The sequence below is a fragment of the Jiella endophytica genome, assembly GCF_004519335.1.
Classification (GTDB): domain Bacteria; phylum Pseudomonadota; class Alphaproteobacteria; order Rhizobiales; family Rhizobiaceae; genus Jiella; species Jiella endophytica.
In genome coordinates this window covers 287,513-309,811 of record NZ_SOZD01000002.1, presented here as the reverse complement: position 1 = coordinate 309,811, position 22,299 = coordinate 287,513, and the positions used below count along the sequence as shown (strand labels likewise).

Genomic DNA, 22,299 nt, shown 5'->3' with positions numbered 1-22,299 from the left:
GCTATGTGCGACGTTCCGCCTCATCCCCGAAGCGCCGCCCCGACCGGCGAGAATGCGCCGTATCGGGGAGGGCAGGGAGCGGTTACACCTCGGGGTAGAACCGGTAGTTCTGGCCGATTTCCTGGGCGAGGCGGTTGTTGTCGCGGATGAAGGCCTCGAGGAACTCGTGTAGACCGTTGTCGATGATCTGCCTGACGCTCGAGCCGGAAAGACGTTCGCTCAGCGAGGCCGCCGTCTCGAAGCAGGGATGGCGGACCTCGTAGTTGCGGTCGAGGAATTTCAGGCTGTCCTCGATCACCGTGTAGCAATAGGCGAGCGAGCGCGGCATGCGCTTGTTGAGCATCAGGAAGTCGATGATGTTCACCGCCCGGTACTCGCCGTCATATTCCCAGGCATAGGAGCGGTGGGCCGAGACCGACCTGAGGATCGAGCGCCACTGGAAATTGTCGAGCGCCGAGCCGACCTGGCTGTGCTCGGGCAACAGCAGCCAGTATTTGACGTCGAGAATGCGGGCCGTGTTGTCGGCCCGCTCGATGAAGGCGCCGAGATTGGCGAAGTCGAAGATTTCGTTGCGCAGCATCGTCGTCTGGAAGGTGCCGCGGATCAGCGCACCCTGACGTTTCACGAGATCGATGACGGCCGGCAGTTCATGGGCGCTGACCTTGCCGGCGAGGCGCCGCTGCACCACCAGCCAGCTCTCGTTGACGGCCTCCCATAATTCGCGGGTCAGCGCCGTGCGCACCATCCGCCCGTTGGTGCGGGCGGTCTCCAGCGACGCGCGGACGGAGGAGGGGTTGTCCCGGTCGCAGAGCATGAAATGGACGACATTGTCGGGGTCGTGATTATCGTATTTGGCGTTGTAGGCCGCCTCGACCCCGGCCGAGACGAGCACCGACTGCCACTCGTCGGGCTCCGAGGAGAGGTTGGTCAATGAGATGCGCTGGCCGGCATCGAGCAGTCTTGCGGTGTTTTCGGCCCGCTCGATGTAGCGGAACATCCAGAACAGGCCGTTTGCGGTGCGTCCGAGAAGTGCCATCGATCAGTCCCTCAAAACCCAGGTGTCCTTGGTGCCGCCGCCCTGGCTGGAATTGACCACCAGGGAGCCCTCCTTGAGGGCGACGCGGGTCAGGCCACCGGGAATGATGCGGACCTTGTCGGAAACGAGGACGAAGGGTCTGAGGTCGACGTGGCGCGGGGCGAGACCGCCATCGACGAGGATCGGCACGGTCGAGAGCGCCAGCGTCGGCTGGGCGATGTAGTTGGTCGGCTTCTTCTTCAGCTTGTCGGCGAAGATCTCCTGCTCCTCCTTCGTCGAGGTCGGGCCAACCAGCATGCCGTAGCCGCCGGAGCCGTGGACTTCCTTGACCACCAGCTCGTCCAGATGCTCGAGGACGTATTTGAGGCTATCCTCCTCGGCGCAGCGCCAGGTCGGCACGTTCTGCAGCTTGGCCTTCGCGCCCGTATAGAATTCGACGATCTCCGGCATGTAGGAATAGATCGCCTTGTCGTCCGAGATGCCGGTTCCCGGTGCGTTGGCGATGGTGATGCCGCCGTTGCGGTAGACGTCCATGATGCCGGGAATGCCGAGCATCGAGGTCGGGTTGAACACCTTCGGATCGAGGAAAGCGTCGTCGACCCGGCGATAGATCACGTCGATCGGTTTGTAGCCCTCGGTGGTGCGCATCTGGATGCGCCCGTCGATCTCGGCGACGTCGGAGCCCTCGATCAGCTCGACGCCCATCTGGTCGGCGAGGAAGGCGTGTTCGAAGAAGGCCGAGTTGTAGATGCCGGGGGTGAGAACCGCGATGGTCGGCGTGCCCTCGCAGGCCGGCGGCGCGACGGCGGCGAGCGAGCGGCGCAGATGATGCGGGTAGGTCTCGACAGGGCGCACCCGGTTCTGCGCGAACAGCTCCGGGAACATCTGCATCATCGTCTCGCGGTTCTCTATCATGTAGGAGACGCCGGAGGGGGTGCGGGCGTTGTCCTCGAGGACGTAGAACTCGTTCTCGCCGCAGCGGACGATGTCGGTGCCGATGATGTGGGTATAGACCCCGCCGGGCGGGCGGAAGCCGCGCATCTCTTCGAGGAATGCCTCGTTGCCGGCGATCAGCCGCTCCGGCACGATGCCGGCCTTGATGATTTCCTGATCGTGGTAGAGGTCGTCGAGAAAGGCGTTGAGCGCCGTCACCCGCTGCTCGATGCCGTCGGCGAGATTGTCCCATTCCGACTTCGCCATGATGCGCGGGACGAGATCGAAGGGGATCAGCCGCTCGGCGGCTTCCTCCTGCCCGTAGACGTTGAAGGTGATGCCTGTGCGCCGGAAGAAGGCCTCGGCCTCGCTCGCCTTCTCGCCCAGCGCCTCCGCGTCCTGCTCTCGGAACCACTCGTGGAACCGGGCATAGGGTTCGCGGACCTCGTCGCCCGATATCAGCATCTCGTCAAATGGTTTCACCGGCACTCTCCGTCACGCTCGCAATTAAAGAGAAAGCCGCCGGCAAGAAAATCAAGTCAGCTAGCGATTTTGAATGATATTGCCCGGAATTTGTGCAGTTTGTCACGCCGATTGACCTAGCGTTGCTCCCGGCGAAGGCAGGCCCGCCGCGCCGGGCCGGCACGGCCCCGACCCCATGCGTCGTTTGCAAGCCGGCGGCATCCGCCATTAAACATTGGCGGGGTACCGGCGGAGCGGATCGGTCGGCCCGCACCGGCAAGATGCCGGGGTCGCGGGCGGGCCGATGCGTCTGCCGCAGGGAGGAGTGTGCCGGTGGGCCTTTGGGTCGCCTTCGCTTTCGCCAGCTCGGGCGGGGTGCGGATGGCGGCGCTGCGGGCCACCGGGCGACGGGCTGACGATGGCGAAAACGCGCGACGACGAGACGACACGACTGGATGACGCTGCCCGGGCCGGCTGGCTTTACTACGTCGCCGGCAATACCCAGGACCAGATCGCGGCAAAGCTTGGAATCTCCCGTCAGGCCGCCCAGCGCCTCGTCTCCCACTCGGTCTCTGCCGGGCTTGTGCGGGTGCGGATCGACCATCCGATCGCCGGCTGCCTCGAGCGGGCCGAGAGCCTGAAGTCGCGCTTCGGCCTCAGCTACTGCGAAGTGGTCCCGTCCGATCCGGCCTCCGCGTCGACGACCCTTGGCGTCGCCGAGGCCTGCGCGGTGGAGATGGAGCGCCATCTGCGGCGAGAGGCGCCGACGATCCTCGCCGTCGGCACCGGGCGCACCCTCAGGGCGGCGGTGGAGCATCTGCCGCCGATGAGCTGCACCCAGCACCGGATCGTCTCGCTGACGGGCAACATCGCGCCGGACGGCTCCGCCTCGGTCTACAACGTGATCTATTCGATGGCCGACCAGGTGAAGGCGCCGCATTATCCGATGCCGCTGCCGGTGGTCGTCTCGACACCGCAGGAGCGCCATCTGCTGCACCAGCAGAAGGTCGTCGAGATGACGCTGCAGCTGGCGGCCAAAGCCGAAGTGACCTTCGTCGGCGTCGGCGAGATCTCCGCCACCGCGCCGCTGGTGGTCGACGGCTTCATCACCGCCAGTGAGCAGGAGGATCTGATCCGTCAGGGGGCGGCCGGCGAGATCGTCGGCTGGGTGTTCGACAGCGAAGGCAGGCTGATCGACTGCCGCTTCAACGAGCGCGTCGCGAGCGCGCCGATCCCCTCGACCGCGCGGGGCGAGGTGATCGCCGCGGCGATGGGGCCGGCCAAGACGCCGGCAATCAAGGCGGCGGCGACCGGCGGGCTGATCAGCGGCCTGATCACCGACGAGGCGACCGCCGATCGGCTGCTGGGTTAGCCGGCTCGTAGCGCCGGCGGCGGGGCGTCTCGCCTTTCATTCGGGCCGCAAGGTCACCGCAGCCCGATTGCGGCAGACCGGCGTCTGCCCGGTTCGATGGGTGTGCGGCGAATCCACGCTGCAGGATTGCATGTGACCGCGGCTTTTGCTTCCCTCCACCGGCCAAGGAAATCCGGGGCTTGCTGCTGCACTGCCGCATGGAATTCGGTTGACATTGCCGCGCCGGCAGTGAAGTTTTGCCCCGCTATTGAACAATTGCTCACATGCGAGCTGGGAGGCTTCAATGAGATTTTCGATGATGACGGTGAGCGCTGCCGCGCTCCTCGCCGTCGCGACGACGGCCGCGTCCGCGCAGACGACGCTGACCATCGGCACCGTCAACAACTCCGACATGATCCGCATGCAGGGTCTGACGCCGGAGTTCGAGAAGGCCCATCCGGACATCAAGGTGAACTGGGTCACGCTGGAGGAGAACATCCTTCGCCAGCGCGTCACCACCGACATCGCCACCGGCGGCGGCCAGTTCGACATCATGACCATCGGCACCTACGAGGTGCCGATCTGGGCCAAGCAGGAATGGCTGAAGCCGCTCGACGGCCTCAGCGACGACTATGACGTCGACGACCTCATCCCGGCGATCCGCAGTGCCCTGTCCAACGACGACAAGCTCTATGCCGCGCCGTTCTATGCCGAGAGCGTGCTGACGCTCTACCGCAAGGACCTGTTCGAGAAGGCCGGGCTGGAAATGCCCGAAAAGCCGACCTGGGACTTCATCGCCGAGGCGGCCGAGAAGATCACCGACAAGGACGCCGGCGTCTACGGCATCTGCCTCCGCGGCAAGCCGGGCTGGGGCGAGAACATGGCCTTCCTCGGCAACATGGCCCGCGAGTTCGGTGCCAACTACTTCGACGCCGACTGGAAGCCGCAGTTCGAGTCGGACGGCTGGAAGAAGGCGGTTAGCCTCTATGTCGACCTGATGACCAAATACGGCCCTCCGGGCGCTGCTTCCAACGGTTTCAACGAGAACCTCTCGCTGTTCGGCCAGGGCAAGTGCGGCATGTGGATGGACGCCTCGGTCGCGGCCTCCTTCGTGACCGACCCCAAGCAGAGCCAGGTGCCGGATCAGGTCGGCTTCGCGGCGGCGCCCTGCGGCACCGACAATTGCCCGAACGACGGCTTCAACTGGCTGTGGGCGTGGTCGCTGGCGATCCCGAACTCCTCGAAGAACGCCGAAGCGGCGCAGACCTTCATCTCCTGGGCGACGTCGAAGGAATATCTCGACCTCGTCGCCGAGAAGGAAGGCTGGGCGAACGTTCCTCCGGGCACCCGCACCTCGCTGTATGAGAATTCGAAATACACCGAGGCGGCACCCTTCGCCGAGGCGACGCTGAACGCCATCAAGCATGCCGATCCTTCGCCGACCGACGACAAGCCCTATTACGGCCTGCAGTTCGCGGCGATCCCCGAGTTTCAGGGGCTCGGCACGGCGGTCGGCCAGCAGATGGCTGCGGCGCTCTCCGGTTCGGCGACGGTCGACCAGGCGCTGAAGCAGAGCCAGGCGATCGCCACCCGCGAGATGACACGCGGCGGCTACATCAAGTAAGCTCGGCTGATCAGGGATACGGGCGGCCGACGAACGAGCCGCCCGGCCCGACCCCTCGGGAGGAAGTCCGAGTTTCGAACCGCTGCCCTCAAAGGGCGGCTGCCGGGCTCGTTACCGTCTTTTTTCCCGAATGAATGGCGTCCCCCGGGCAGCAGCGTCTTAGCCGCCGTGCCCGCGCTCCGGACGCAGACGGATGAGCGGCGCCGCAACGACGCGGCGGTCGGTTCGAGTTTCAGCGCCATCACGCCAATCGCGCGGCGGCAACACGGGCAAATGCCATGGCCACCTTGCACACCAAGAGCGCAGCGCGCGCGATGATGGCGCCGGCGGTGATCGTCCTCCTGATCTGGATGATCGTGCCGCTGGCGATGACGCTGTATTTCTCGACGCTGAACTACACGCTCTACAACCCGTTCTCGACGCCCTTCATCGGCTTCGAGAACTACACCTACTTTCTCCAGGACCCGACCTTTCTGGCGGCGCTCGCCAACACGCTGATTCTGGTTCTCGGCGTCCTCGCGATCACGGTGATCGGCGGCATCCTGATCGCGCTTTTGCTCGACCAGGAGTTTTACGGCGTCAACATCGTCCGGCTCCTCGTCATCGCGCCGTTCTTCGTCATGCCGACCGTGGCGGCTCTGGTCTGGAAGAACATGATGATGAACCCGGTCTACGGCGTCATCGGCCAGTTCCTCCAGGCGATCGGCCTCGCCCCGATCGACTGGATGACCGAACTGCCGCTCCTTTCGATCATCATCATCGTCGCCTGGCAGTGGCTGCCCTTCGCAACGCTGATCCTGCTCACGGCGCTGCAGTCGCTGTCTGAGGACCAGAAGGAAGCTGCCGAGATGGACGGGGCAGGGGCGCTGTCGATCTTCTGGTACATCACCCTGCCGCATATGAGCCGGGCGATCACCGTAGTGATCCTGATTCAGACCATCTTCCTTCTGTCGATCTATGCCGAGATCCTGGTGACCACCCAGGGCGGGCCGGGCTCGCAGTCGACCAACATCACCTATCTCGTGGCGCAGCAGGCGACCTCCTATGGCGATATCGGCGCGGCTTCGGCCGGCGGCATCGTCGCGGTGATCCTCGCCAATATCGTCGCGATCTTCCTCGTTCGCCTCATCGGCAAGAACCTGGACGCGTGAGGGAGCACAGACCATGGCACGCCGCGTCACCAAGGGCCGCAAGATCGTCACCACCGTCCTCGCCTGGTTCGTCGGGCTGGTGATTTTCTTCCCGATCCTCTGGACCTTCCTCACCTCGTTCAAGACCGAGCTGCAGGCGATCTCGATCCCGCCGGTCTTCGTCGCCTTCGACTGGACGCTGGAGAACTATCGGACCATCCAGAGCCAGTCGAACTACCTGCATTTCATGCTGAACTCGGTCTATCTGTCGCTGGGTTCGACGGCGCTCGGGCTGATCTTCGCCATTCCCGCCGCCTGGGCGATGGCCTTCTCGCCGACCAAGCGCACGAAGGACGTCCTGCTCTGGATGCTCTCGACCAAGATGCTGCCGGCCGTCGGCGTGCTGATCCCGATCTACCTCCTGTTCGTGCGCTTCGGCCTCCTCGATTCCCGGCTCGGCCTGATCGTCGTCCTGTTCCTGATCAACCTGCCGATCATCGTCTGGATGCTCTACACCTACTTCAAGGAGATACCCGGCGAGATCCTCGAGGCGGCGCGCATGGACGGGGCGGGGCTCGCCAAGGAGATCACTCAGGTGCTGGCGCCGATGGCCGTGCCGGGCATCGCCTCGACGATCCTCCTCAATGTCATCCTGTCGTGGAACGAGGCGTTCTGGACGCTCAATCTGACGACCTCCAACGCCGCTCCGCTCACCGCCTTCATCGCGTCCTTCTCGAGCCCCCAGGGCAATTTCTACGCCAAGCTCTCGGCCGCATCGATGCTCGCCATCGCCCCGATCCTGATCGTCGGATGGTTCTCGCAGAAGCAGCTCGTGCGCGGCCTGACCTTCGGCGCCGTCAAGTAAGGAAATCGTCATGGGACAGATCCACCTCGAAAAGGTTCGCAAGGCCTTCGGCGAAGCCGTCATCATTCCCGAGCTCGATCTTCAAATCGAGGACGGCGAGTTCGTGGTCTTCGTCGGCCCGTCGGGTTGCGGCAAGTCGACCTTGCTCAGGCTGATCGCCGGGCTGGAGGACGTCACCGGCGGCCAGATCGTCATCGACGGCCAGGACGCCACCGAGCTGCCGCCGGCCAAGCGCGGCCTCGCCATGGTGTTCCAGTCCTACGCGCTCTATCCGCATATGAGCGTGCGCAAGAACATCGCCTTTCCGCTGAAGATGGCCGGCATGGACCAGGCCGAGATCAACCGCCGGGTCGACTATGCGGCAAAGACGCTGAACCTCGACAACTACATCGACCGTCGGCCGGCGCAGCTTTCCGGCGGCCAGCGCCAGCGCGTCGCCATCGGCCGGGCGATCGTCCGCGAGCCGGCGGCCTTCCTGTTCGACGAGCCGCTGTCGAACCTCGATGCGGCGTTGAGGGTCGGCATGCGGCTGGAAATCTCCGAGCTGCACCAGCGCTTGAAGACGACGATGGTATACGTCACCCACGACCAGGTCGAGGCGATGACCATGGCCGACAAGATCGTCGTCTTGAGGGCCGGCCACATCGAGCAGGTCGGCTCGCCGCTGGAGCTCTATTCCGCACCGCGCAATACCTTCGTCGCCGGCTTCATCGGCTCGCCGAAGATGAACCAGCTCGGCGGCGCCGAGGCGGCCAGGTACAATGCCGAGACCATCGGCATCCGGCCGGAGCATCTGCGGCTCTCGACCACGGAAGGGACGTGGAAGGGTACGGTGAAGGTCTCCGAGCATCTCGGCTCGGACACGTTCCTGCATGTCGAATCGCCGGTTCACGACGAGCCGCTCACCGTCAGGGCCGACGGCGAATTTCCGGTCCATGCCGGCGACGTCGTCTATCTGACGCCGGAGGAGGACAAGATCCACCGCTTCGACGCCAAGGGCCTCGCCATCAGGTAACGGCGGCTGCCACCGGCTCGGGAGGGGCCGGCGGCGAACCGTCCTGCCGCTGCGGACGACCGGCGACCCGGGTCCGCGGCATTCTCGTCAATCATCTGGCGGCTGGCGCCGCCGCCAGGCAACGGACACCTCCAGGAGACCTGCCATGAGCGTAAGGCTTTCCGCAAAAACCCTCTCGGACATCGCCGCCAAGGCCGCCGTCCCCGGCTACGACCGCTCGGCGCTGACCCCCGGCATCCTGCATTTCGGCGTCGGCAACTTTCATCGCGCCCATCAGGCGGTCTATCTCGACGAGCTGTTCGAGACCGGCGAGGGCCACGACTTCGCCATCGTCGGCGCCGGCGTCATGCCCTCCGATGCGGCGATGCGCGAGAAGCTCGCCTCGCAGGACTATCTCACCACCGTCGTCGAGCAGGACAACGCCCGCACCAGCGCCCGCGTCACCGGGCCGATGGTGGAAATGCTGCCCGTCGGCGACACTCCGGCGATCATCGAGAAGCTCGCCGATGCGGCGATCCGCATCGTTTCCCTCACCGTGACCGAGGGCGGCTATTTCATCGATTCCGACGGCGTCTTCGACCCCTCCCACCCGGCGATCGCCGCCGACGGGAAAAATCCCGACGAGCCGAAGACCGTCTTCGGCCTCATCGGTGCCGGGCTGAAGCTCAGGGGCGAGCGCGGCATTGCCCCCTTCACCGTGATGTCCTGCGACAACATTCCCCACAACGGCAAGGTCTGCCGCGCCGCGGTCGTCGGCACCATGCGCCTGTCCGACCCGGCCTTTGCCGACTGGATCGACGCGAGCGTCGCCTTTCCGAACGGCATGGTCGACCGCATCACCCCGGCGACCAGCCAGCGCGAGATCGATCATTGCCGCGAGACTTTTGGCATCGAGGACGCCTGGCCGGTCTATTGCGAGGAATTCAAGCAGTGGGTGCTGGAGGACGATTTTCCCTCCGGCCGCCCGGCGCTGGAAAAGGTCGGCGTCCAGTTCGTGCCGGACGTTTCCCCCTATGAGACGATGAAGATCCGCATCCTCAACGGCGGCCACGCAATCATCGCCTATCCGGCCGGGCTGATGGACGTCCATTTCGTTCACGAGGCGATGGAGAACGACCTCGTCGCGAAGTTCCTCGAAAAGGTCGAGACCGACGAGATCATTCCCGTGGTGCCGCCGGTACCGGACACCGACCTTGCCGACTACTACGCCCTGATCAAGCGCCGCTTCGCCAATCCGAAGATCGGCGACACGGTGCGCCGGCTCTGCCTCGACGGCTCGAACCGCCAGCCGAAATTCATCGTCCTGTCGATCCTCGACAATCTGAAGGCCGGCCGCGATCCCGTCGGTCTCGCTCTCGAGAGCGCGCTCTGGTGCCGCTATTGCCGCGGCGTGACGGATTCGGGAGCGGTGATCGAGCCGAACGATCCCAACTGGGACAAGCTGACCGAGCGGGCGAAGGCCGCCGAGACCGATCCGTCGGCCTGGCTCTCGATGACCGAGGTCTATGGATCGCTGAAGGACGAGCCGCGCTTCGCCACGCCCTTTGCCGACTGGCTGACGATGCTGGCGCAGAAGGGCACGGCCGAAACGCTGAAGACCTATCTCGGCGAGGGGTGAGGGCCTCGCCGGACCTCTCAAATCGCGCTATATTGCCTCCATGGCCAAAGCGCAGATGAAACAGCAACCGGACGGCAAATGGATGGTCCATGATCCGAAGACGGGTCGGTGGCTGGAAGTGCCTGGCTATGGAGCGATGAAATCGACGCCGCTTCTTTTGAATGAAGAGATCGACCTGACGAAGCCGATCTTCGAGCAGGTTTTGGAGCTCGAGATGCGGCAAAGTCGTAAGACCAGCCGAAAGCGTATTCGGAAAGGCTGAGAGTTGGCAGGAGCGCTGCTCGACACGCATGCGCTCTACTGGTTGACGGCGGCGAGCGAGCCGCTCTCTGACGAAGCAATCCTTCTGATTTCCGAACACAAGGCGGGCGGGACGCTCTACGTTTCACCCATTTCGGCATGGGAACTTGCGCTTGCAGCGCAGAAGCCGGCTCACAAGAACCCAGTAGACCTTGGCGGGAAGGCACCGGCGATTTGGTTCTCGCACGCCTTGGCCGCCACAGCCGCGAAGGTGATTCCGATCAGGCAGCGGATCGCCTGCGAAGCCGCGATGGTCGTCGAAGAGACCGGACACAAGGATCCCGGCGACTGCTACCTGGTCGCCACCGCGCGAGTGCGAAGGCTCTCGATCGTCACCCGAGACGCGGTCCTGTTGGGTCTTGCGTCTCCCGGCTATCTCGACGTCATTGCGTGCTGACCACGCCGAGCGCTGCTGGGCACGATCCGCCTCTCGCCAGCAGCTTGGCGCGTCGTCACCCGCACCATCCCAGGCACTGCGCTTTAAGCCTGTCGCAACGCTATCCTGCTACATCTTCGCCAGACCACGGCGGGAGGTAACGGCGATGCGGTTTTGGACATTTGCGGTCTTCGGGCTGGCCTTTCTGCTGCTCCCGCTCGGCTCCGCCTTTGCCGGATGGAAGGAGAGCAGGGCGGGGGACTGGCGTGCTGCCTATGCCTGCGACGCCGGCGAAGCGACCTGCGTCGCGGTCTCCTGCAAGGCCGGACAGAAGCCAAAATTCGGCATCTGGTCGACGCAGTTCCAGGCGGTGAGCCCGAGCGAGATGCAGCGCGAGGTCCGCTTCGACATCGACATCGACGGCGCAGCCTCGTCATTGCCAGTCGAAGCCGGCGAATATCTCTCCGACAAGCGCGTCATCTTCTGGCCGATGGACCGGCAGCTTTTGGCAAACGTCCGGGACGGCCGGACAATGGCGATCGAAGGCTGGGGCGACCCGCGGATGGATCTTCGCGACGACGAGCGGCTGGTCGAGCGCACGGTCGAAGCCTGCCCGTTCACGACGGTTGCCCTCCGCGAGGTGCAGAGGGCTGCTGGCAACTCGCCACGGGATGCGGCGGGCGATGCCGACAGGCAGGCGGCTTTCCTGAAATACATCATGCCGGGCGAGGCCGAGTGCCGGCGCGGCGAGGGCGACGTCTCCTGCCGTCTCGGCGAGCGGCAGGGCTCCGATCTCAATTCGATCCTCGCGCGCTACGACCGCCGCAACCAGGAATTCGCGATCCGCGCCGAGATCGCCCATCGCGACGGCGATCATGAAGCCTATCGCCAAAGGCTCTACGACGCGCTGGCGGCCTTCGGCGTACCGGCGTCCTTCGCCGATGCCTGTCTCGTCAAAGGCGCGGTGGCCATCGATGCCGGCGGCAGCAGGGTCGAGTGCGACAGCTACACGCCGGCGGATTCGACCGTCGCGACGATATCGATCCGGCGCCTCTGACGGCGCCCCTGCCCCGCACGCTGGCAGGACCTGCCCCGCGCTTTCCGTCTCGCCGGTCCGTCCCCGGATCAGGACGGCCGCCGCGGCCTCTTTTCAATCCGGCCAAAATCCGGCTAGGTCGCTTCCAAAGACAATATGGGAGGCGGCATGGCTGAGGCGTATCTCGGCATCGACGTCGGCACCGGCAGTGCCCGGGCCGGGCTGTTCGACCGCGCCGGCCAGCTGCTCGCCGCCGCCAAGCGCCCGATCAGGCTGTGGCGCGAAGATCCCAACATCTTCGAGCAGTCCTCCGACGACATCTGGCGGGCGATCTGCGAAAGCGTCCGCGAGGTGGTCGCGAAGGCCGGGCTGAGGCTCGACGAGGTGAAGGGCCTCGGTTTCGACGCGACCTGCTCGATGGTCGTCCTCGACGCTAACGCCCGGCCGCTGACCGTCAGCCGGTCCGGCGACCACACCCGCAACGTCATTGTCTGGATGGACCACCGGGCCCTCGACCAGACGGCGCGGATCAACGCCACCGGCCACAAGGTGCTGCGCTATGTCGGCGGGCGGATCTCGCCGGAGATGGAGACGCCGAAACTTCTCTGGCTGAAGGAGAAACTGCCCGAAACCTATCGCCGGGCGGGCCATTTCTTCGACCTTGCCGATTTCCTGTCGTTCCGGGCGACCGGAAGCGTCTCGCGCTCGGTCTGCACGCTCACCTGCAAATGGACCTATCTCGCCCATGAGCGGCGTTTCGACGCCGACTATTTTCGCGCCGTCGGCCTCGATGATCTCGCCGAGGAAGGTTTCGCACGGATCGGCACCGAGGTCGTCGACATCGCGACGCCACTGGGGCACGGCCTGACGAGCCAGGCGGCCGACGAACTCGGCCTTGCGCCGGGGACGCCTGTCGGCGCCTCGCTGATCGACGCCCATGCCGGCGGCGTCGGCACGGCGGGGGGCGCTTCGGCGAGCGGCGAGACCGCCGATCCGACGGCGGAACTCGCCTTCATCATGGGCACCTCTTCCTGCACGATGACGCTGACCCGCGAGCCGACCTTCGTCGACGGCGTCTGGGGCCCCTATCTCGGCGCGATGATCCCCGGCTACTGGCTGCTCGAAGGCGGCCAGTCGGCCTATGGGGCTGCGCTCGACTATCTGATCGCGCTGCATCCGGCCTATCCTGCGGCCGAGCGCGCAGCGGAGATGGCGGGACGCTCGGTCCTCGATCATCTCGAGCAGCGGGCGCTGGAGATGGCCGGTTCGCTGGAGGCAGCGGCGTTTCTCGGTGCCGATCTCACCGTCGTGCCGGAGTTTCTCGGCAACCGTTCGCCGGAGGCCGATCCCCATGCCCGCGGTGCCATCGCCGGGCTGACGCTAGCCTCAAGCGAGGAGAGTCTCGTGCGCCTCTTCGTCGCGACGCTCTGCGGGCTTTGCTACGGCACCCGGCAGATCGTCGAGGCCAACCGGGCGAAGGGCCTGAGGCTCGGGACGATCGTCGCTTCCGGCGGGGCCGCCCATTCGGCGCTGCTGAGGCGCCTCCTCGCCGATGCGACGGGCCTCTCGGTCGCGCTGCCCGAAACGCCGGAGCCGGTGCTTCTCGGCAGCGCCATGGTCGGCGCCGTCGCCGGAAAAGCCTTTGCGGATCTCCGGGGCGCGGCGGCAAACATGTGCCGGGCCGGCGATGTCCTCGCGCCGCAGACCGGCGCGGTCGCCGATTTTCACGCCGCGAAATATGAAGCCTACCGGCTGCTGCAGCAGACCGAGCGGCAAACCAGGGCGATCATGCGCCCCTATTCGAAGCCGTAGAAACCGCCATATCAGCGACTGGCGCCGCAGCCGCTTTTGGGGACGGAACGTTTTCGGCCTTTCCGGCGAAACGGCAGGGAGGGCCGGCGCCGAAGCGCGAGCCGCTCGACGAGAACTGCGAGAGACCGGAAAAAGCATGGCAAGCCAGGATCACAGCCGGACGATCACCGCCGCCGAGCCCGCCGAGCCGCCGCCGGTCGGCGCGCTTCTCGCTTTCGCGGCGATGCTGCCGATCGCCGCCGGGGCGATCTATCTCTGGCTCGGCGGCGAGGCACAGGCGTTTCTCTCGGTCAATCTGACGCTGCTCTGGGGCGCGGCGATCCTCGCCTTCCTTGCCGGCGTCAGGCGCGGGGTGAGCTTCCGCCAGCCCGGCGGGCCGACGCTGTCCCAGCTGGTCGCCATGCTCTGGCTCTTCGGCCTCGGCTTTGCGGCGATCGTCGAGACGGTCTGGGCCTATACGCTGACGGCGACGGCGCTGGAGATCGTCGGTTTCCTCAGCCTCGCGGTTCTCGATCCGATTGCCGCGCGGAATGGCGAGGCGCCGTTGTTCTTTGCCTCGCTCCGCCCCATCCAGATGGCGATCCCGATCGCGGCGCTGGTCGCCCTCGGTGCCTATGTCTGGCAGAGCCCGCTGTTCGGCTGAGCCGCGATGCTGCGGTTGATCCCGCGCCGATATTTCCCGGCGGATGGTCTCGTCACATCGGCTCGTCGGACTTGCCAAGGGCGATAGCGCGCTCGGCGGTCAGCCGGTTCTGGCAGGAGGCGTAGGCGGTGAATCGGATCGTGCCGTCGATGTTGCGGTTGTAGAGCCGGTCGCATTCGGCGTCGCGAAAGGCGATCCAGGCGCGCTGCGCCTTCTTCAGGCTGCCCGCCGCCTCCGCCTCGCCGCCATTGGCCGAGATTTCCTCGTCGAAGGACGCCGCATCCTTCAGAGCCATCTTGTAGGTCTCATTGAGGATCGCGTCCCAGGCCTCCGCCTCGCGGTCGTAGCAGCCGTTGACGCCCTCTTCGCTCTCCGCGGAGAGCCCGTCGATGCAAGGGTCGACGACCGTCTCGATGCAGTCTTCCGGGTTGTCTCCCGCCGTGGTGATGCAGGCTTTCAGTGCGTCGACATCGGCGGCGACGGCAGGGCCGGCGGCGCCCGCCGGCTGGGCAAGGACGAGCAGAGGGACTAGGATCGAGACGAATTTTCTCATCAGGGCGGTCTCTTTTGGCGTTCGACTGCGTTGATAGTGAATGGAATTTTCCCGGCGGCAATCGAAATTTCCCGAAAGGCGGCGATGTCTTCGATTTTGAGTTTCGTGGTGTTTTTCGCCCTCGTCCTCACGGTCGCGTCGAGCGGCGCCGTGTTCAAGCCGGGGCCCTGGTACGACACTCTCGACAAGCCGAGCTGGAACCCGCCAAAATGGGCGTTCCCGGTGGTCTGGTCGGCGCTCTACGTGATGATCGCAGTCTCCGGCTGGCGGGTCTACGAGAGCGCGGGCCTCGTCCCGCTGCCCTTTGCCGCCTACGGCCTGCAGCTCGTCCTGAACGCCGCCTGGTCGGCGCTGTTCTTCGGAATGCGGCGGCCGGGTCTCGCTTTTGCCGACGTCCTGGCACTGTGGGTCGCCGTCGCGGTCAACGCGCTGGTGTTCTACCCGATCGATGCCGTCGCGGGGCTGCTTTTGATCCCCTATCTCCTCTGGGTCACCGCGGCCGCCTGCCTCAACTTCTCGGTCTGGCGGCGCAATCCCGGCGCGTTCCGTCCGGCGACTGTGGGCGGCTGAGAGGCGCCTGACCCGCGGCTGCCCAGTGGTTGACCCGGAGCCCCGGTCCGGCGCACACACGCGGCGGCCGACACGGGCCGGCAGCCTTTGGGGGAACCGCACCGATGCCAGACTTCGCCATCTATCCGAGCCTTGCGGGCAAGAGCGTCGTCGTCACCGGCGGCGGCTCAGGCATCGGCGCCGAGATCGTCCGCGCCTTCGCCGCTCAAGGGGCGAAGGTCGGCTTCCTCGATCTCGACGCGAAGGCCTCGCAGGCGCTTTGCGACGAGCTTCTGGCAGACGGCGCCGAGGTGGCGTTCGAACATTGCGACCTGCGCGACATCGCCGCGACGACGGTCGCCCTCGGCAAGCTCGCCGGCCGCAACGGCCCGGCCACGGTCCTCGTGAACAACGCCGCGCGCGACGACCGGCACGGCTGGGAAAGCGTGACGCCCGACTATTTCGATGAACGCATCGCCACCAATCTGAAGCACATGTTCTTCGTCACCCAGGCGGTGGCACCCGGCATGATCGCCAGCGGTGGTGGGTCGATCGTCAACATGGGCTCCAATTCCTGGTGGGAGGCCGGCGGCGGCATGCCCGCCTACACCACGGCGAAGGCGGCGGTGCACGGCATGACCCGGTCCTTCGCCCGCGATCTCGGGCCGCACCGCATCCGTGTGAACACCGTGGTGCCCGGCTGGATCATGACCGAACGCCAGAAGGAGCTTTGGGTCAGCGAGGAAGCGATCGAGAAGCATCGCGACCGCCAATGCCTGAAGGACCTGATCGACCCGGTCTATGTCGCCCGGATGGTGCTGTTCCTCGCCTCCGACGATGCCGCCATGTGCACCGCCAACAACTATATGGTCGAGGCCGGCTCGATCTGACGGACCTTACTCCGTCGGGCCGGTGCCGGCGAGAAGGGCGTTGAAGAACCGCGCGACGGCGCCCACCTCCTCCTTCGACAGGCAGCCATAGGCCCATCTCAACCTGTGGCGCAGCCGCTCGCCGGTGGCGAGCACGGGCTTTGCCCGCTCCTCCACCGGAACGATTATCACGCCGCGGCGGTCGGACGGGTTTGGCCGGCGCTCGACGAAGCCGTCCCGCTCCAGCCGGTCGATCAGCGCGGTGGTCGCTCCCGTCGAAAGGTTGACGTGCTCGGCCAGCATCTTGGCGCTGACCGGGCCGTCGTGCTCGGTCAAGAAGGCGAGGCACATGATGTCGGTGAGGGCGAGGCCGTGGCTGGCGGCGAACTCCCGGTCGACGGCGACAGCCCCGTGGATCACCTGCTTGAAGAGCTTCGCGAAAGCCTGAAAATCGGCGTCGCCGCATGGGTTCCTGGCAGGGGCGGGCTCGCCGCACATTGACGGTTTCTCCATATCAGTATATCTCGATCATAAAGTAACTCGATCGGTAAGCAAGATGAGATTTTTGTTGCCGGCTTGGCGTCCGTGCCGACGGGCATTGCATCGCAGCTGGCTGCTGGCGGGGGTGCCGGTGTGCCTGGCGCTCTCCGGCTGCGGCGAGAAGGAGACCGCCACGGCGGAGCCCCAGCCCGTCGCCTATGTGACGGCCGAGACCAGGGCGATCTCCCAGACGGTCTCGCTCACCGGCGAGATCGCGGCGCGCAATTCCTCCACCTACTCCTTCGAGACCGGTGGCCGGGTCACCGATGTCTTCGTCGACGTCGGCGATCAGGTCGCGTCCGGCACCGTGCTCGCCAAGATCGATCCGACCGACCAGCAGGCGGGCGTTGCCGCCGCCAAGGCGGCGGTCCAGTCGGCCGAGGCGCAGCTCGAAAACGCCACCGCCTCGTTCAACCGGCAAAAGCAGCTGCTGTCCAGCGGCTTCACCACCCGCAGCGACTATGATTCCGCCGCAGCGCAGCAGACCTCGGCGCAGAGCACCCTCGACAGCGCCAAGGCGGATCTGACCAATGCCGAAAAGGACCTTTCGAACACCGTCCTCAGGGCCGATGCCGCCGGGGTGATCACCAGCCGCGAGGTCGATCCCGGCCAGGTGGTGAGCGCCGCCCAGGCGGCTTTCGGCTTTGCCCGCAGCGGCGCCGAGGACGCAATCTTCCAGATCCAGGAACAGCTTCTCATCGGCAACAAGAAGCCGGACTCGATCGAGGTGTCGCTGGTCAGCGACCCGTCGGTGAAGGCGAGGGGCTACATCCGCGAGGTCTCGCCGCTGATCGACAGCTCGACCGGAACCGTCGAAGTGAAGATCGGCATCGACAATCCGCCGCCGGAAATGACGCTCGGCTCGGCGGTGGTCGGCCACGAGACCGGCGAGACCAGCCGCCAGGCGGTCAGCCTGCCGTGGGAGGCGCTGATGGTGAAGGGCGGCAAGCCCGCGGTGTGGGTGGTCGACGAGGCCGGCAGCGCCAAGCTGACGCCCATCGAGGTCGCCGCCTACCAGACCGGGACGATCCTCGTCGCCGGCGGCGTCGAGGCGGGGGAGCGTGTGGTCACCGCCGGCTCGCAGCTGGTGCTCCCGGGCGCCGCGCTGGACCTCGTTCAGGCATCCAGCGAGGGTGGAGAACGCCGATGACCGCGCCGCGAATGCTCGTGGCGGGGCTCCTTGCCGCCGCCCTTCTTGCCGGCTGCAGCGACACCGAAGAGGGCGAAGGCGATCCCCAGCCGGTGGCGCCGCGGCCGGTGCTGCACACGGTGCTGAGGCCGACCGATCCGAAGGTGCTCGGCTACAGCGGCACCATCGAGCCGCGCTTCGAGACGACGCTCGCCTTCCGGACTCTCGGGCGGATCGTCTCGCGCCAGGTCGATGTCGGCAACAGCGTCAAGGCCGGCGAGACGCTGGCGACGATCGACGCCGAGACGCTGAATGCCGACGTGCGCTCGGCAAAGGCGCAGGTCGCCAATGCCGAGATGCAGGCCCGCACCACCAGCGACAGCGCCCAGCGGCTCGAGGCGCTGTTCAAGCAGAAGACCGTGTCGCAGTCCGATCTCGACAATGCCAGGCAGAGCCGCAGCGCCGCCGAGGCCGATCTGATCAGCGCCAGGGCGCAGCTCGCCAAGGCCGAGAACGCATTGTCCTACGCCAACCTCACCGCCCCCTATGACGGCGTGATCACCGAGCGCGACGCCGATGTCGGGCAGGTGGTCTCGGCCGGCGAGACGGTGATGAAGCTCGCCCGCACCGATCTGCGCGAGGCCGTCGTCGACATTCCCGGCGCCGAGATGGGCGGCCTGAAGGTCGGCTCGCCCTTCGAGGTGGTGCTGCAGATCGCTCCCTCGATCGAGGCCAAGGGCAAGGTGCGCGAGATCGCCCCGCAGGCCGACGCTCTGACCCGCACCGTCCGGGTCCGCATCCTTCTCGACAATCCGCCCGAACCCTTCAGGCTCGGCGCACTGGTCACCGCGATCCAGGCCGAGCGGGCCGACAAGCAGATCCTGCTCCTGCCGCCGACGTCGGTCTTCGAGGAGGACGGCAAGTCCTATGTCTGGACGGTCGACGCCGACGAGGCGGTCGTTCACCGGCAGGAGGTGAAGGTCGAGAAGGACGGCAGTGGGCGTATCATGCTGGTCTCCGGGATCGAGCCGGGGGCGATCCTCGTGACCGCCGGCGTGCACGACCTGAAGGAAGGCCAGAAAGTGTCGGTTTCCCAGGGTATCTCGTCGTGAAGTCCTTCAATCTGTCAGACTGGGCGCTGCATCACCGCTCGATGATCTGGTTCTTCATGCTGGTGGCCTGTTTCGCCGGCACGTTGTCCTATCTCAGCCTCGGACGCGAGGAAGACCCGAACTTCACCATCAAGACGATGGTCGTCGCGGCCTCGATGCCCGGCGCCACGGTCAAGGAGATGTCCGAGCAGGTCACCGACCGGATCGAGAAGAAGCTGCAGGAGCTCGACAGCCTCGACTATACCCGCTCGATCACCACGCCCGGCCAGACCACGGTTTTCGTCAACCTTCTGCCGACGACCAAGGCCAGGGCGGTTCCGGACATCTGGAAGAAGGTCCGGGACAAGATGTCGGACATCCGGGCCGATTTTCCCGACGAGTTTAAGGGCTATTCCTTCAACGACGAGTTCGGCGACGTCTTCGGCAACATCTATGCCTTCACCGCCGACGGCATCACCAAGCGGCAGCTGCGTGACTATGTCGAGAGCGTCCGCACGCAGATCCTGCAGCTGCCGGACGCCGGCAAGATCGAGCTCGTCGGCGAGCAGGACGAGGCGATCTATCTGGAGTTCTCGCTGCGCAAGATCGCCGGCCTCGGCCTCGACCAGCAGACCATCATCGACACGCTGCAGGCGCAGAACGCCATCGCGCCCTCGGGCGTCATCCAGTCCGGCCCGGAGCGCATCATCGTCCGCGTCTCCGGCCAGTACACCTCCGAGGACAGCCTCCAGGCGGTCAATCTTCGGGTCAACGACCGGTTCTTCCGGCTGAGCGACGTCGCCACCATCCATCGCTCCTACGAGGATCCGCCCTCGACGCTGTTCCGCTACAAGGGCCAGGAGGCGATCGGCCTTGCCATCGGCATGCGCACTGGCGGCAACATCGTCGACTTCAGCGATGCCCTGAAGTCGGAGATGGCGCGGATCATCACCGAGCTTCCGATCGGTGTCGGGGTCTATCAGGTTGCCGATCAGGGCGCCGTCGTCGAGGAATCCGTCGGCGGCTTCACCCAGGCGCTGTTCGAGGCGGTCGCGATTGTGCTTGTCGTCAGCTTCGTCAGCCTCGGCTTCAGGGCCGGCTTCGTGGTGACGCTGTCGATCCCGCTGGTTCTCGCCATGACCTTCATCGGCATGGAATATGCCGGGCTGACGCTGCAGCGCATCTCGCTCGGCGCGCTGATCATCGCGCTCGGCCTGCTGGTCGACGACGCCATGATCGCCATCGAGACGATGGTCTCGCGGCTCGAAATGGGTGAGACGCGCGAAAAGGCCGCGAGCTTCGCCTGGACGTCGATCGCCTTTCCGATGCTCTCCGGCACGCTGGTGACGGTCGCAGGCTTCCTGCCGATCGGCTTCAACAACTCCAATGCCGGCGAATACACCTTCTCGCTCTTCGTCGTCATCGCGATGTCGCTGTCGTTGTCCTGGATCGTCGCCGTCCTGTTCACCCCGCTGATCGGCGTCCTGATTTTGCCGAAGTCGATGCACCGCCACGATGCCAAGCCGGGCTTCGTGCGGCGGGCCTTCTCGACCGTGCTCAGGGGCGCAATGCGCCTTCGCTGGATCACCATCATCGTCACGGTGCTTTTGTTCGCCGCTTCGATCTATGGGATGAAGTTCGTCCAGCAGCAGTTCTTCCCGACCTCCGATCGGCCGGAACTCGTCGTCGACTTCACCCTGCGGCACAATGCGACGATCGAGGAAACCCGCGCCCAGATGGACAAGCTGGAGACGACGCTCGCCGGCGACGACGACATCGATCACTGGAGCTCCTATGTCGGCCGCTCGGCGGAACGCTTCATCCTCGCCTATGACGTCCAGCCCAACAATCCGTTCTTCGGCCAGGTGGTGATCCTCAACAAGAGCCTCGAAGCCCGCGAAAGGGTGAAGGCGGGGCTGCAGAAGTTCGCCCGCGAAAACTTCGTCGGCACCGACGTCTACGTGAAATATCTCGAGCTCGGCCCGCCGGTCGGGCGGCCGGTGCAGTACCGGCTGGGCGGCCCGAACATCGAGGTGGTGCGCGACAAGGCGCGCGAGCTCGCCGGGCTGATGGCGACGGACAATCGGCTGACATCGATCGTCATGGACTGGAACGAGCCGGCCCGCGTCCTCAAGGTGGATATCCTGCAGGACAAGGCCCGGCAGCTCGGGATCACCTCACAGGAAATCGCCTCGCGGCTGAACTCGGTGCTCGACGGCACGACGATCACCGACATTCGCGACAGCATCTATCTGGTGCCGGTGATCGCCCGCGGCTCGAAATCCGACCGCGACTCCATCGAGGCGATCGAGAATCTGCAGCTGACCAACTCCAACGGCGACGCGATCCCGCTTGCCAGCCTCGTCAGCTACCACTACACCTATGAGGATCCGATCCTCTATTCGCGCTCACGGGTCCCGACAGTGACCATCAAGGGCGCCGTGCTCGGCGCGACGCAGCCGGCGACCATCGTCAAGCAGCTCGAGCAGAAGGTCGCCAAGTTCCAGCAGACGCTGTCGCCGGACTATCGTGTCGAGGTGGGCGGCGCGGTGGAATCAAGCGAGGAAAGCCAGGGGCCGATCGCCGCCGTCGTGCCGATCATGCTGATGACCATGCTGACGCTCATCATGGTTCAGATGCAGAGCTTCCGGGCGTTGTTCGTGGTGCTCTGCGCCGCGCCCCTCGGCCTCATTGGCGTCGTCGCGGCGCTGGTGCCGTCCGGTGCGCCGCTTGGCTTCGTGGCGATCCTCGGCGTGCTCGCCCTTGTCGGCATCCTGATCCGCAACTCGATCATCCTCGTCCACCAGATCGACGTCCTCAGGGACGAGGGGGTGCATCCCTGGATGGCGGTGTTCGAGGCGAGCGAGATGCGGGCGCGGCCGATCCTGCTCACCGCGGCCGCCGCCAGCCTGGCGCTGATCCCGATCTCGCGGGAGGTGTTCTGGGGGCCGATGGCCTATGCGATGATGGGTGGCATCATCGCCGGCACGCTGATCACCCTCCTGTTCATCCCGGCGCTCTATCTCGTCGTCTTCCGCGTCCGCCCGCCGAAGGAGGAAGATCTTCCGCCGAACGACCACGTGCCAGCCGGCCACGGGGCGGGGGGATCGGCGACCGAGCCCGAAAGCAAAGGTCCCTCGACGAAGGAGAGCGGCGGAGCCGACGGCAAGCCGGCGCCGGCCTGATTGCCGCTACCTGCAAAATCCAAGCGGTCGCCTGCGGATCGGTTTCGCGCGACCGCTTTTTTCCGGCCAGTTGCAGGCCAATGATACGACCTTCGTCTGATCTACGGCTATCGGGGGCTTGCATGACGGCGTTTTCCGGCGCAATGGTACGATCATTGCGGATTGGGAGGTCCGGCGGGTTC

Annotated in this window: 20 protein-coding genes; 16 read left to right on the top strand and 4 right to left on the bottom strand. The window is 65.7% G+C overall.

Annotated elements, in window-relative coordinates; all coding sequences use genetic code 11:
• Nucleotides 1-82: 82 nt before the first annotated feature.
• Entirely contained in the window at nt 83-1,036 is a 954-nt protein-coding gene (locus E3C22_RS06540; protein WP_134761206.1) for an alpha-E domain-containing protein, read from the bottom strand.
• Nucleotides 1,037-1,039: 3 nt separating this feature from the next.
• Complete coding sequence (locus E3C22_RS06535; protein WP_206026928.1) at nt 1,040-2,434, bottom strand: circularly permuted type 2 ATP-grasp protein; 1,395 nt, start codon at nt 2,432-2,434, stop codon at nt 1,040-1,042.
• 415 nt (nt 2,435-2,849) lie between these two features.
• Between E3C22_RS06535 and E3C22_RS06530 the strand changes: the two genes are divergently transcribed.
• The 11 genes from E3C22_RS06530 to E3C22_RS06480 all read left to right on the top strand — a co-directional run bounded on the left by E3C22_RS06530 (nt 2,850) and on the right by E3C22_RS06480 (nt 14,201).
• Nucleotides 2,850-3,803: a sugar-binding transcriptional regulator gene (locus E3C22_RS06530; protein WP_134761204.1), complete on the top strand. Its 954-nt coding sequence runs from the start codon at nt 2,850-2,852 to the stop codon at nt 3,801-3,803.
• Nucleotides 3,804-4,098: 295 nt separating this feature from the next.
• Nucleotides 4,099-5,406, top strand: a complete 1,308-nt coding sequence (locus tag E3C22_RS06525) for an ABC transporter substrate-binding protein (protein WP_483466315.1) — start codon at nt 4,099-4,101, stop codon at nt 5,404-5,406.
• 278 nt (nt 5,407-5,684) lie between these two features.
• Nucleotides 5,685-6,557 carry a carbohydrate ABC transporter permease gene (locus E3C22_RS06520; RefSeq protein WP_134761202.1) on the top strand — a complete coding sequence of 291 codons (873 nt, stop codon included), beginning with the start codon at nt 5,685-5,687 and terminating at the stop codon, nt 6,555-6,557.
• A 13-nt stretch (nt 6,558-6,570) separates the two neighbouring features.
• Nucleotides 6,571-7,401, top strand: coding sequence for a carbohydrate ABC transporter permease (locus E3C22_RS06515; RefSeq protein WP_134761201.1), 831 nt, complete (start codon nt 6,571-6,573; stop codon nt 7,399-7,401).
• Nucleotides 7,402-7,411: 10 nt separating this feature from the next.
• Nucleotides 7,412-8,416 carry an ABC transporter ATP-binding protein gene (locus E3C22_RS06510; protein ID WP_134761200.1) on the top strand — a complete coding sequence of 335 codons (1,005 nt, stop codon included), beginning with the start codon at nt 7,412-7,414 and terminating at the stop codon, nt 8,414-8,416.
• Nucleotides 8,417-8,561: 145 nt separating this feature from the next.
• Nucleotides 8,562-10,034 carry a mannitol dehydrogenase family protein gene (locus E3C22_RS06505; RefSeq protein ID WP_134761199.1) on the top strand — a complete coding sequence of 491 codons (1,473 nt, stop codon included), beginning with the start codon at nt 8,562-8,564 and terminating at the stop codon, nt 10,032-10,034.
• A 40-nt stretch (nt 10,035-10,074) separates the two neighbouring features.
• A complete protein-coding gene (locus E3C22_RS06500; RefSeq protein WP_167591670.1) occupies nt 10,075-10,296 on the top strand; it encodes a hypothetical protein in 222 nt (73 codons plus the stop codon).
• Nucleotides 10,297-10,299: 3 nt separating this feature from the next.
• A complete protein-coding gene (locus E3C22_RS06495; RefSeq protein ID WP_134761197.1) occupies nt 10,300-10,731 on the top strand; it encodes a type II toxin-antitoxin system VapC family toxin in 432 nt (143 codons plus the stop codon).
• A 145-nt stretch (nt 10,732-10,876) separates the two neighbouring features.
• Complete coding sequence (locus E3C22_RS06490; protein WP_134761196.1) at nt 10,877-11,767, top strand: hypothetical protein; 891 nt, start codon at nt 10,877-10,879, stop codon at nt 11,765-11,767.
• 147 nt (nt 11,768-11,914) lie between these two features.
• Nucleotides 11,915-13,558 carry an FGGY-family carbohydrate kinase gene (locus E3C22_RS06485; protein ID WP_134761195.1) on the top strand — a complete coding sequence of 548 codons (1,644 nt, stop codon included), beginning with the start codon at nt 11,915-11,917 and terminating at the stop codon, nt 13,556-13,558.
• 136 nt (nt 13,559-13,694) lie between these two features.
• On the top strand, nt 13,695-14,201 hold the full coding sequence (locus tag E3C22_RS06480; protein ID WP_134761194.1) for a DUF3429 domain-containing protein: 507 nt from the start codon (nt 13,695-13,697) through the stop codon (nt 14,199-14,201).
• A 52-nt stretch (nt 14,202-14,253) separates the two neighbouring features.
• Here the strand turns inward: E3C22_RS06480 and E3C22_RS06475 are convergent, their stop codons facing one another.
• Nucleotides 14,254-14,754: a lysozyme inhibitor LprI family protein gene (locus tag E3C22_RS06475; RefSeq protein WP_134761193.1), complete on the bottom strand. Its 501-nt coding sequence runs from the start codon at nt 14,752-14,754 to the stop codon at nt 14,254-14,256.
• Nucleotides 14,755-14,838: 84 nt separating this feature from the next.
• Between E3C22_RS06475 and E3C22_RS06470 the strand changes: the two genes are divergently transcribed.
• Both E3C22_RS06470 and E3C22_RS06465 read left to right on the top strand, forming a co-directional pair.
• The gene (locus tag E3C22_RS06470) at nt 14,839-15,324 is read left to right on the top strand and encodes a TspO/MBR family protein (protein WP_134761192.1); all 486 of its coding nucleotides are present in this window, start codon (nt 14,839-14,841) and stop codon (nt 15,322-15,324) included.
• 104 nt (nt 15,325-15,428) lie between these two features.
• On the top strand, nt 15,429-16,193 hold the full coding sequence (locus E3C22_RS06465) for an SDR family NAD(P)-dependent oxidoreductase (RefSeq protein WP_134761191.1): 765 nt from the start codon (nt 15,429-15,431) through the stop codon (nt 16,191-16,193).
• 6 nt (nt 16,194-16,199) lie between these two features.
• Here E3C22_RS06465 and E3C22_RS06460 read toward each other — a convergent pair whose 3' ends face one another.
• Nucleotides 16,200-16,670 carry a MarR family winged helix-turn-helix transcriptional regulator gene (locus E3C22_RS06460; RefSeq protein WP_167591669.1) on the bottom strand — a complete coding sequence of 157 codons (471 nt, stop codon included), beginning with the start codon at nt 16,668-16,670 and terminating at the stop codon, nt 16,200-16,202.
• A gap of 100 nt (nt 16,671-16,770) precedes the next feature.
• Here E3C22_RS06460 and E3C22_RS06455 point away from each other — a divergent pair, with 100 nt between their 5' ends.
• Genes E3C22_RS06455 through E3C22_RS06445 form a run of 3 tightly spaced genes read left to right on the top strand, consistent with a single transcriptional unit; the run spans nt 16,771 to nt 22,117 of the window.
• A complete protein-coding gene (locus tag E3C22_RS06455; protein ID WP_167591668.1) occupies nt 16,771-17,862 on the top strand; it encodes an efflux RND transporter periplasmic adaptor subunit in 1,092 nt (363 codons plus the stop codon).
• Nucleotides 17,859-18,953: an efflux RND transporter periplasmic adaptor subunit gene (locus tag E3C22_RS06450; RefSeq protein ID WP_134761188.1), complete on the top strand. Its 1,095-nt coding sequence runs from the start codon at nt 17,859-17,861 to the stop codon at nt 18,951-18,953. Before E3C22_RS06455 ends, E3C22_RS06450 begins: the two co-directional genes overlap by 4 nt.
• Nucleotides 18,950-22,117 carry an efflux RND transporter permease subunit gene (locus E3C22_RS06445; RefSeq protein ID WP_134761187.1) on the top strand — a complete coding sequence of 1,056 codons (3,168 nt, stop codon included), beginning with the start codon at nt 18,950-18,952 and terminating at the stop codon, nt 22,115-22,117. The genes E3C22_RS06450 and E3C22_RS06445 overlap by 4 nt, the downstream gene beginning before the upstream one ends.
• Nucleotides 22,118-22,299 lie beyond the last annotated feature (182 nt).

Bases quoted from the DNA above. Each gene is read 5' to 3' on its own strand.
- E3C22_RS06540 (WP_134761206.1), bottom strand. From the start codon at position 1,036: ATGGCACTTCTCGGACGCACCGCAAACGGCCTGTTCTGGATGTTCCGC.
- E3C22_RS06535 (WP_206026928.1), bottom strand. From the start codon at position 2,434: ATGCTGATATCGGGCGACGAGGTCCGCGAACCCTATGCCCGGTTCCAC.
- E3C22_RS06530 (WP_134761204.1), top strand. From the start codon at position 2,850: ATGGCGAAAACGCGCGACGACGAGACGACACGACTGGATGACGCTGCC.
- E3C22_RS06525 (WP_483466315.1), top strand. From the start codon at position 4,099: ATGATGACGGTGAGCGCTGCCGCGCTCCTCGCCGTCGCGACGACGGCC.
- E3C22_RS06520 (WP_134761202.1), top strand. From the start codon at position 5,685: ATGGCCACCTTGCACACCAAGAGCGCAGCGCGCGCGATGATGGCGCCG.
- E3C22_RS06515 (WP_134761201.1), top strand. From the start codon at position 6,571: ATGGCACGCCGCGTCACCAAGGGCCGCAAGATCGTCACCACCGTCCTC.
- E3C22_RS06510 (WP_134761200.1), top strand. From the start codon at position 7,412: ATGGGACAGATCCACCTCGAAAAGGTTCGCAAGGCCTTCGGCGAAGCC.
- E3C22_RS06505 (WP_134761199.1), top strand. From the start codon at position 8,562: ATGAGCGTAAGGCTTTCCGCAAAAACCCTCTCGGACATCGCCGCCAAG.
- E3C22_RS06500 (WP_167591670.1), top strand. From the start codon at position 10,075: ATGGCCAAAGCGCAGATGAAACAGCAACCGGACGGCAAATGGATGGTC.
- E3C22_RS06490 (WP_134761196.1), top strand. From the start codon at position 10,877: ATGCGGTTTTGGACATTTGCGGTCTTCGGGCTGGCCTTTCTGCTGCTC.
- E3C22_RS06485 (WP_134761195.1), top strand. From the start codon at position 11,915: ATGGCTGAGGCGTATCTCGGCATCGACGTCGGCACCGGCAGTGCCCGG.
- E3C22_RS06480 (WP_134761194.1), top strand. From the start codon at position 13,695: ATGGCAAGCCAGGATCACAGCCGGACGATCACCGCCGCCGAGCCCGCC.
- E3C22_RS06475 (WP_134761193.1), bottom strand. From the start codon at position 14,754: ATGAGAAAATTCGTCTCGATCCTAGTCCCTCTGCTCGTCCTTGCCCAG.
- E3C22_RS06470 (WP_134761192.1), top strand. From the start codon at position 14,839: ATGTCTTCGATTTTGAGTTTCGTGGTGTTTTTCGCCCTCGTCCTCACG.
- E3C22_RS06465 (WP_134761191.1), top strand. From the start codon at position 15,429: ATGCCAGACTTCGCCATCTATCCGAGCCTTGCGGGCAAGAGCGTCGTC.
- E3C22_RS06460 (WP_167591669.1), bottom strand. From the start codon at position 16,670: ATGTGCGGCGAGCCCGCCCCTGCCAGGAACCCATGCGGCGACGCCGAT.
- E3C22_RS06450 (WP_134761188.1), top strand. From the start codon at position 17,859: ATGACCGCGCCGCGAATGCTCGTGGCGGGGCTCCTTGCCGCCGCCCTT.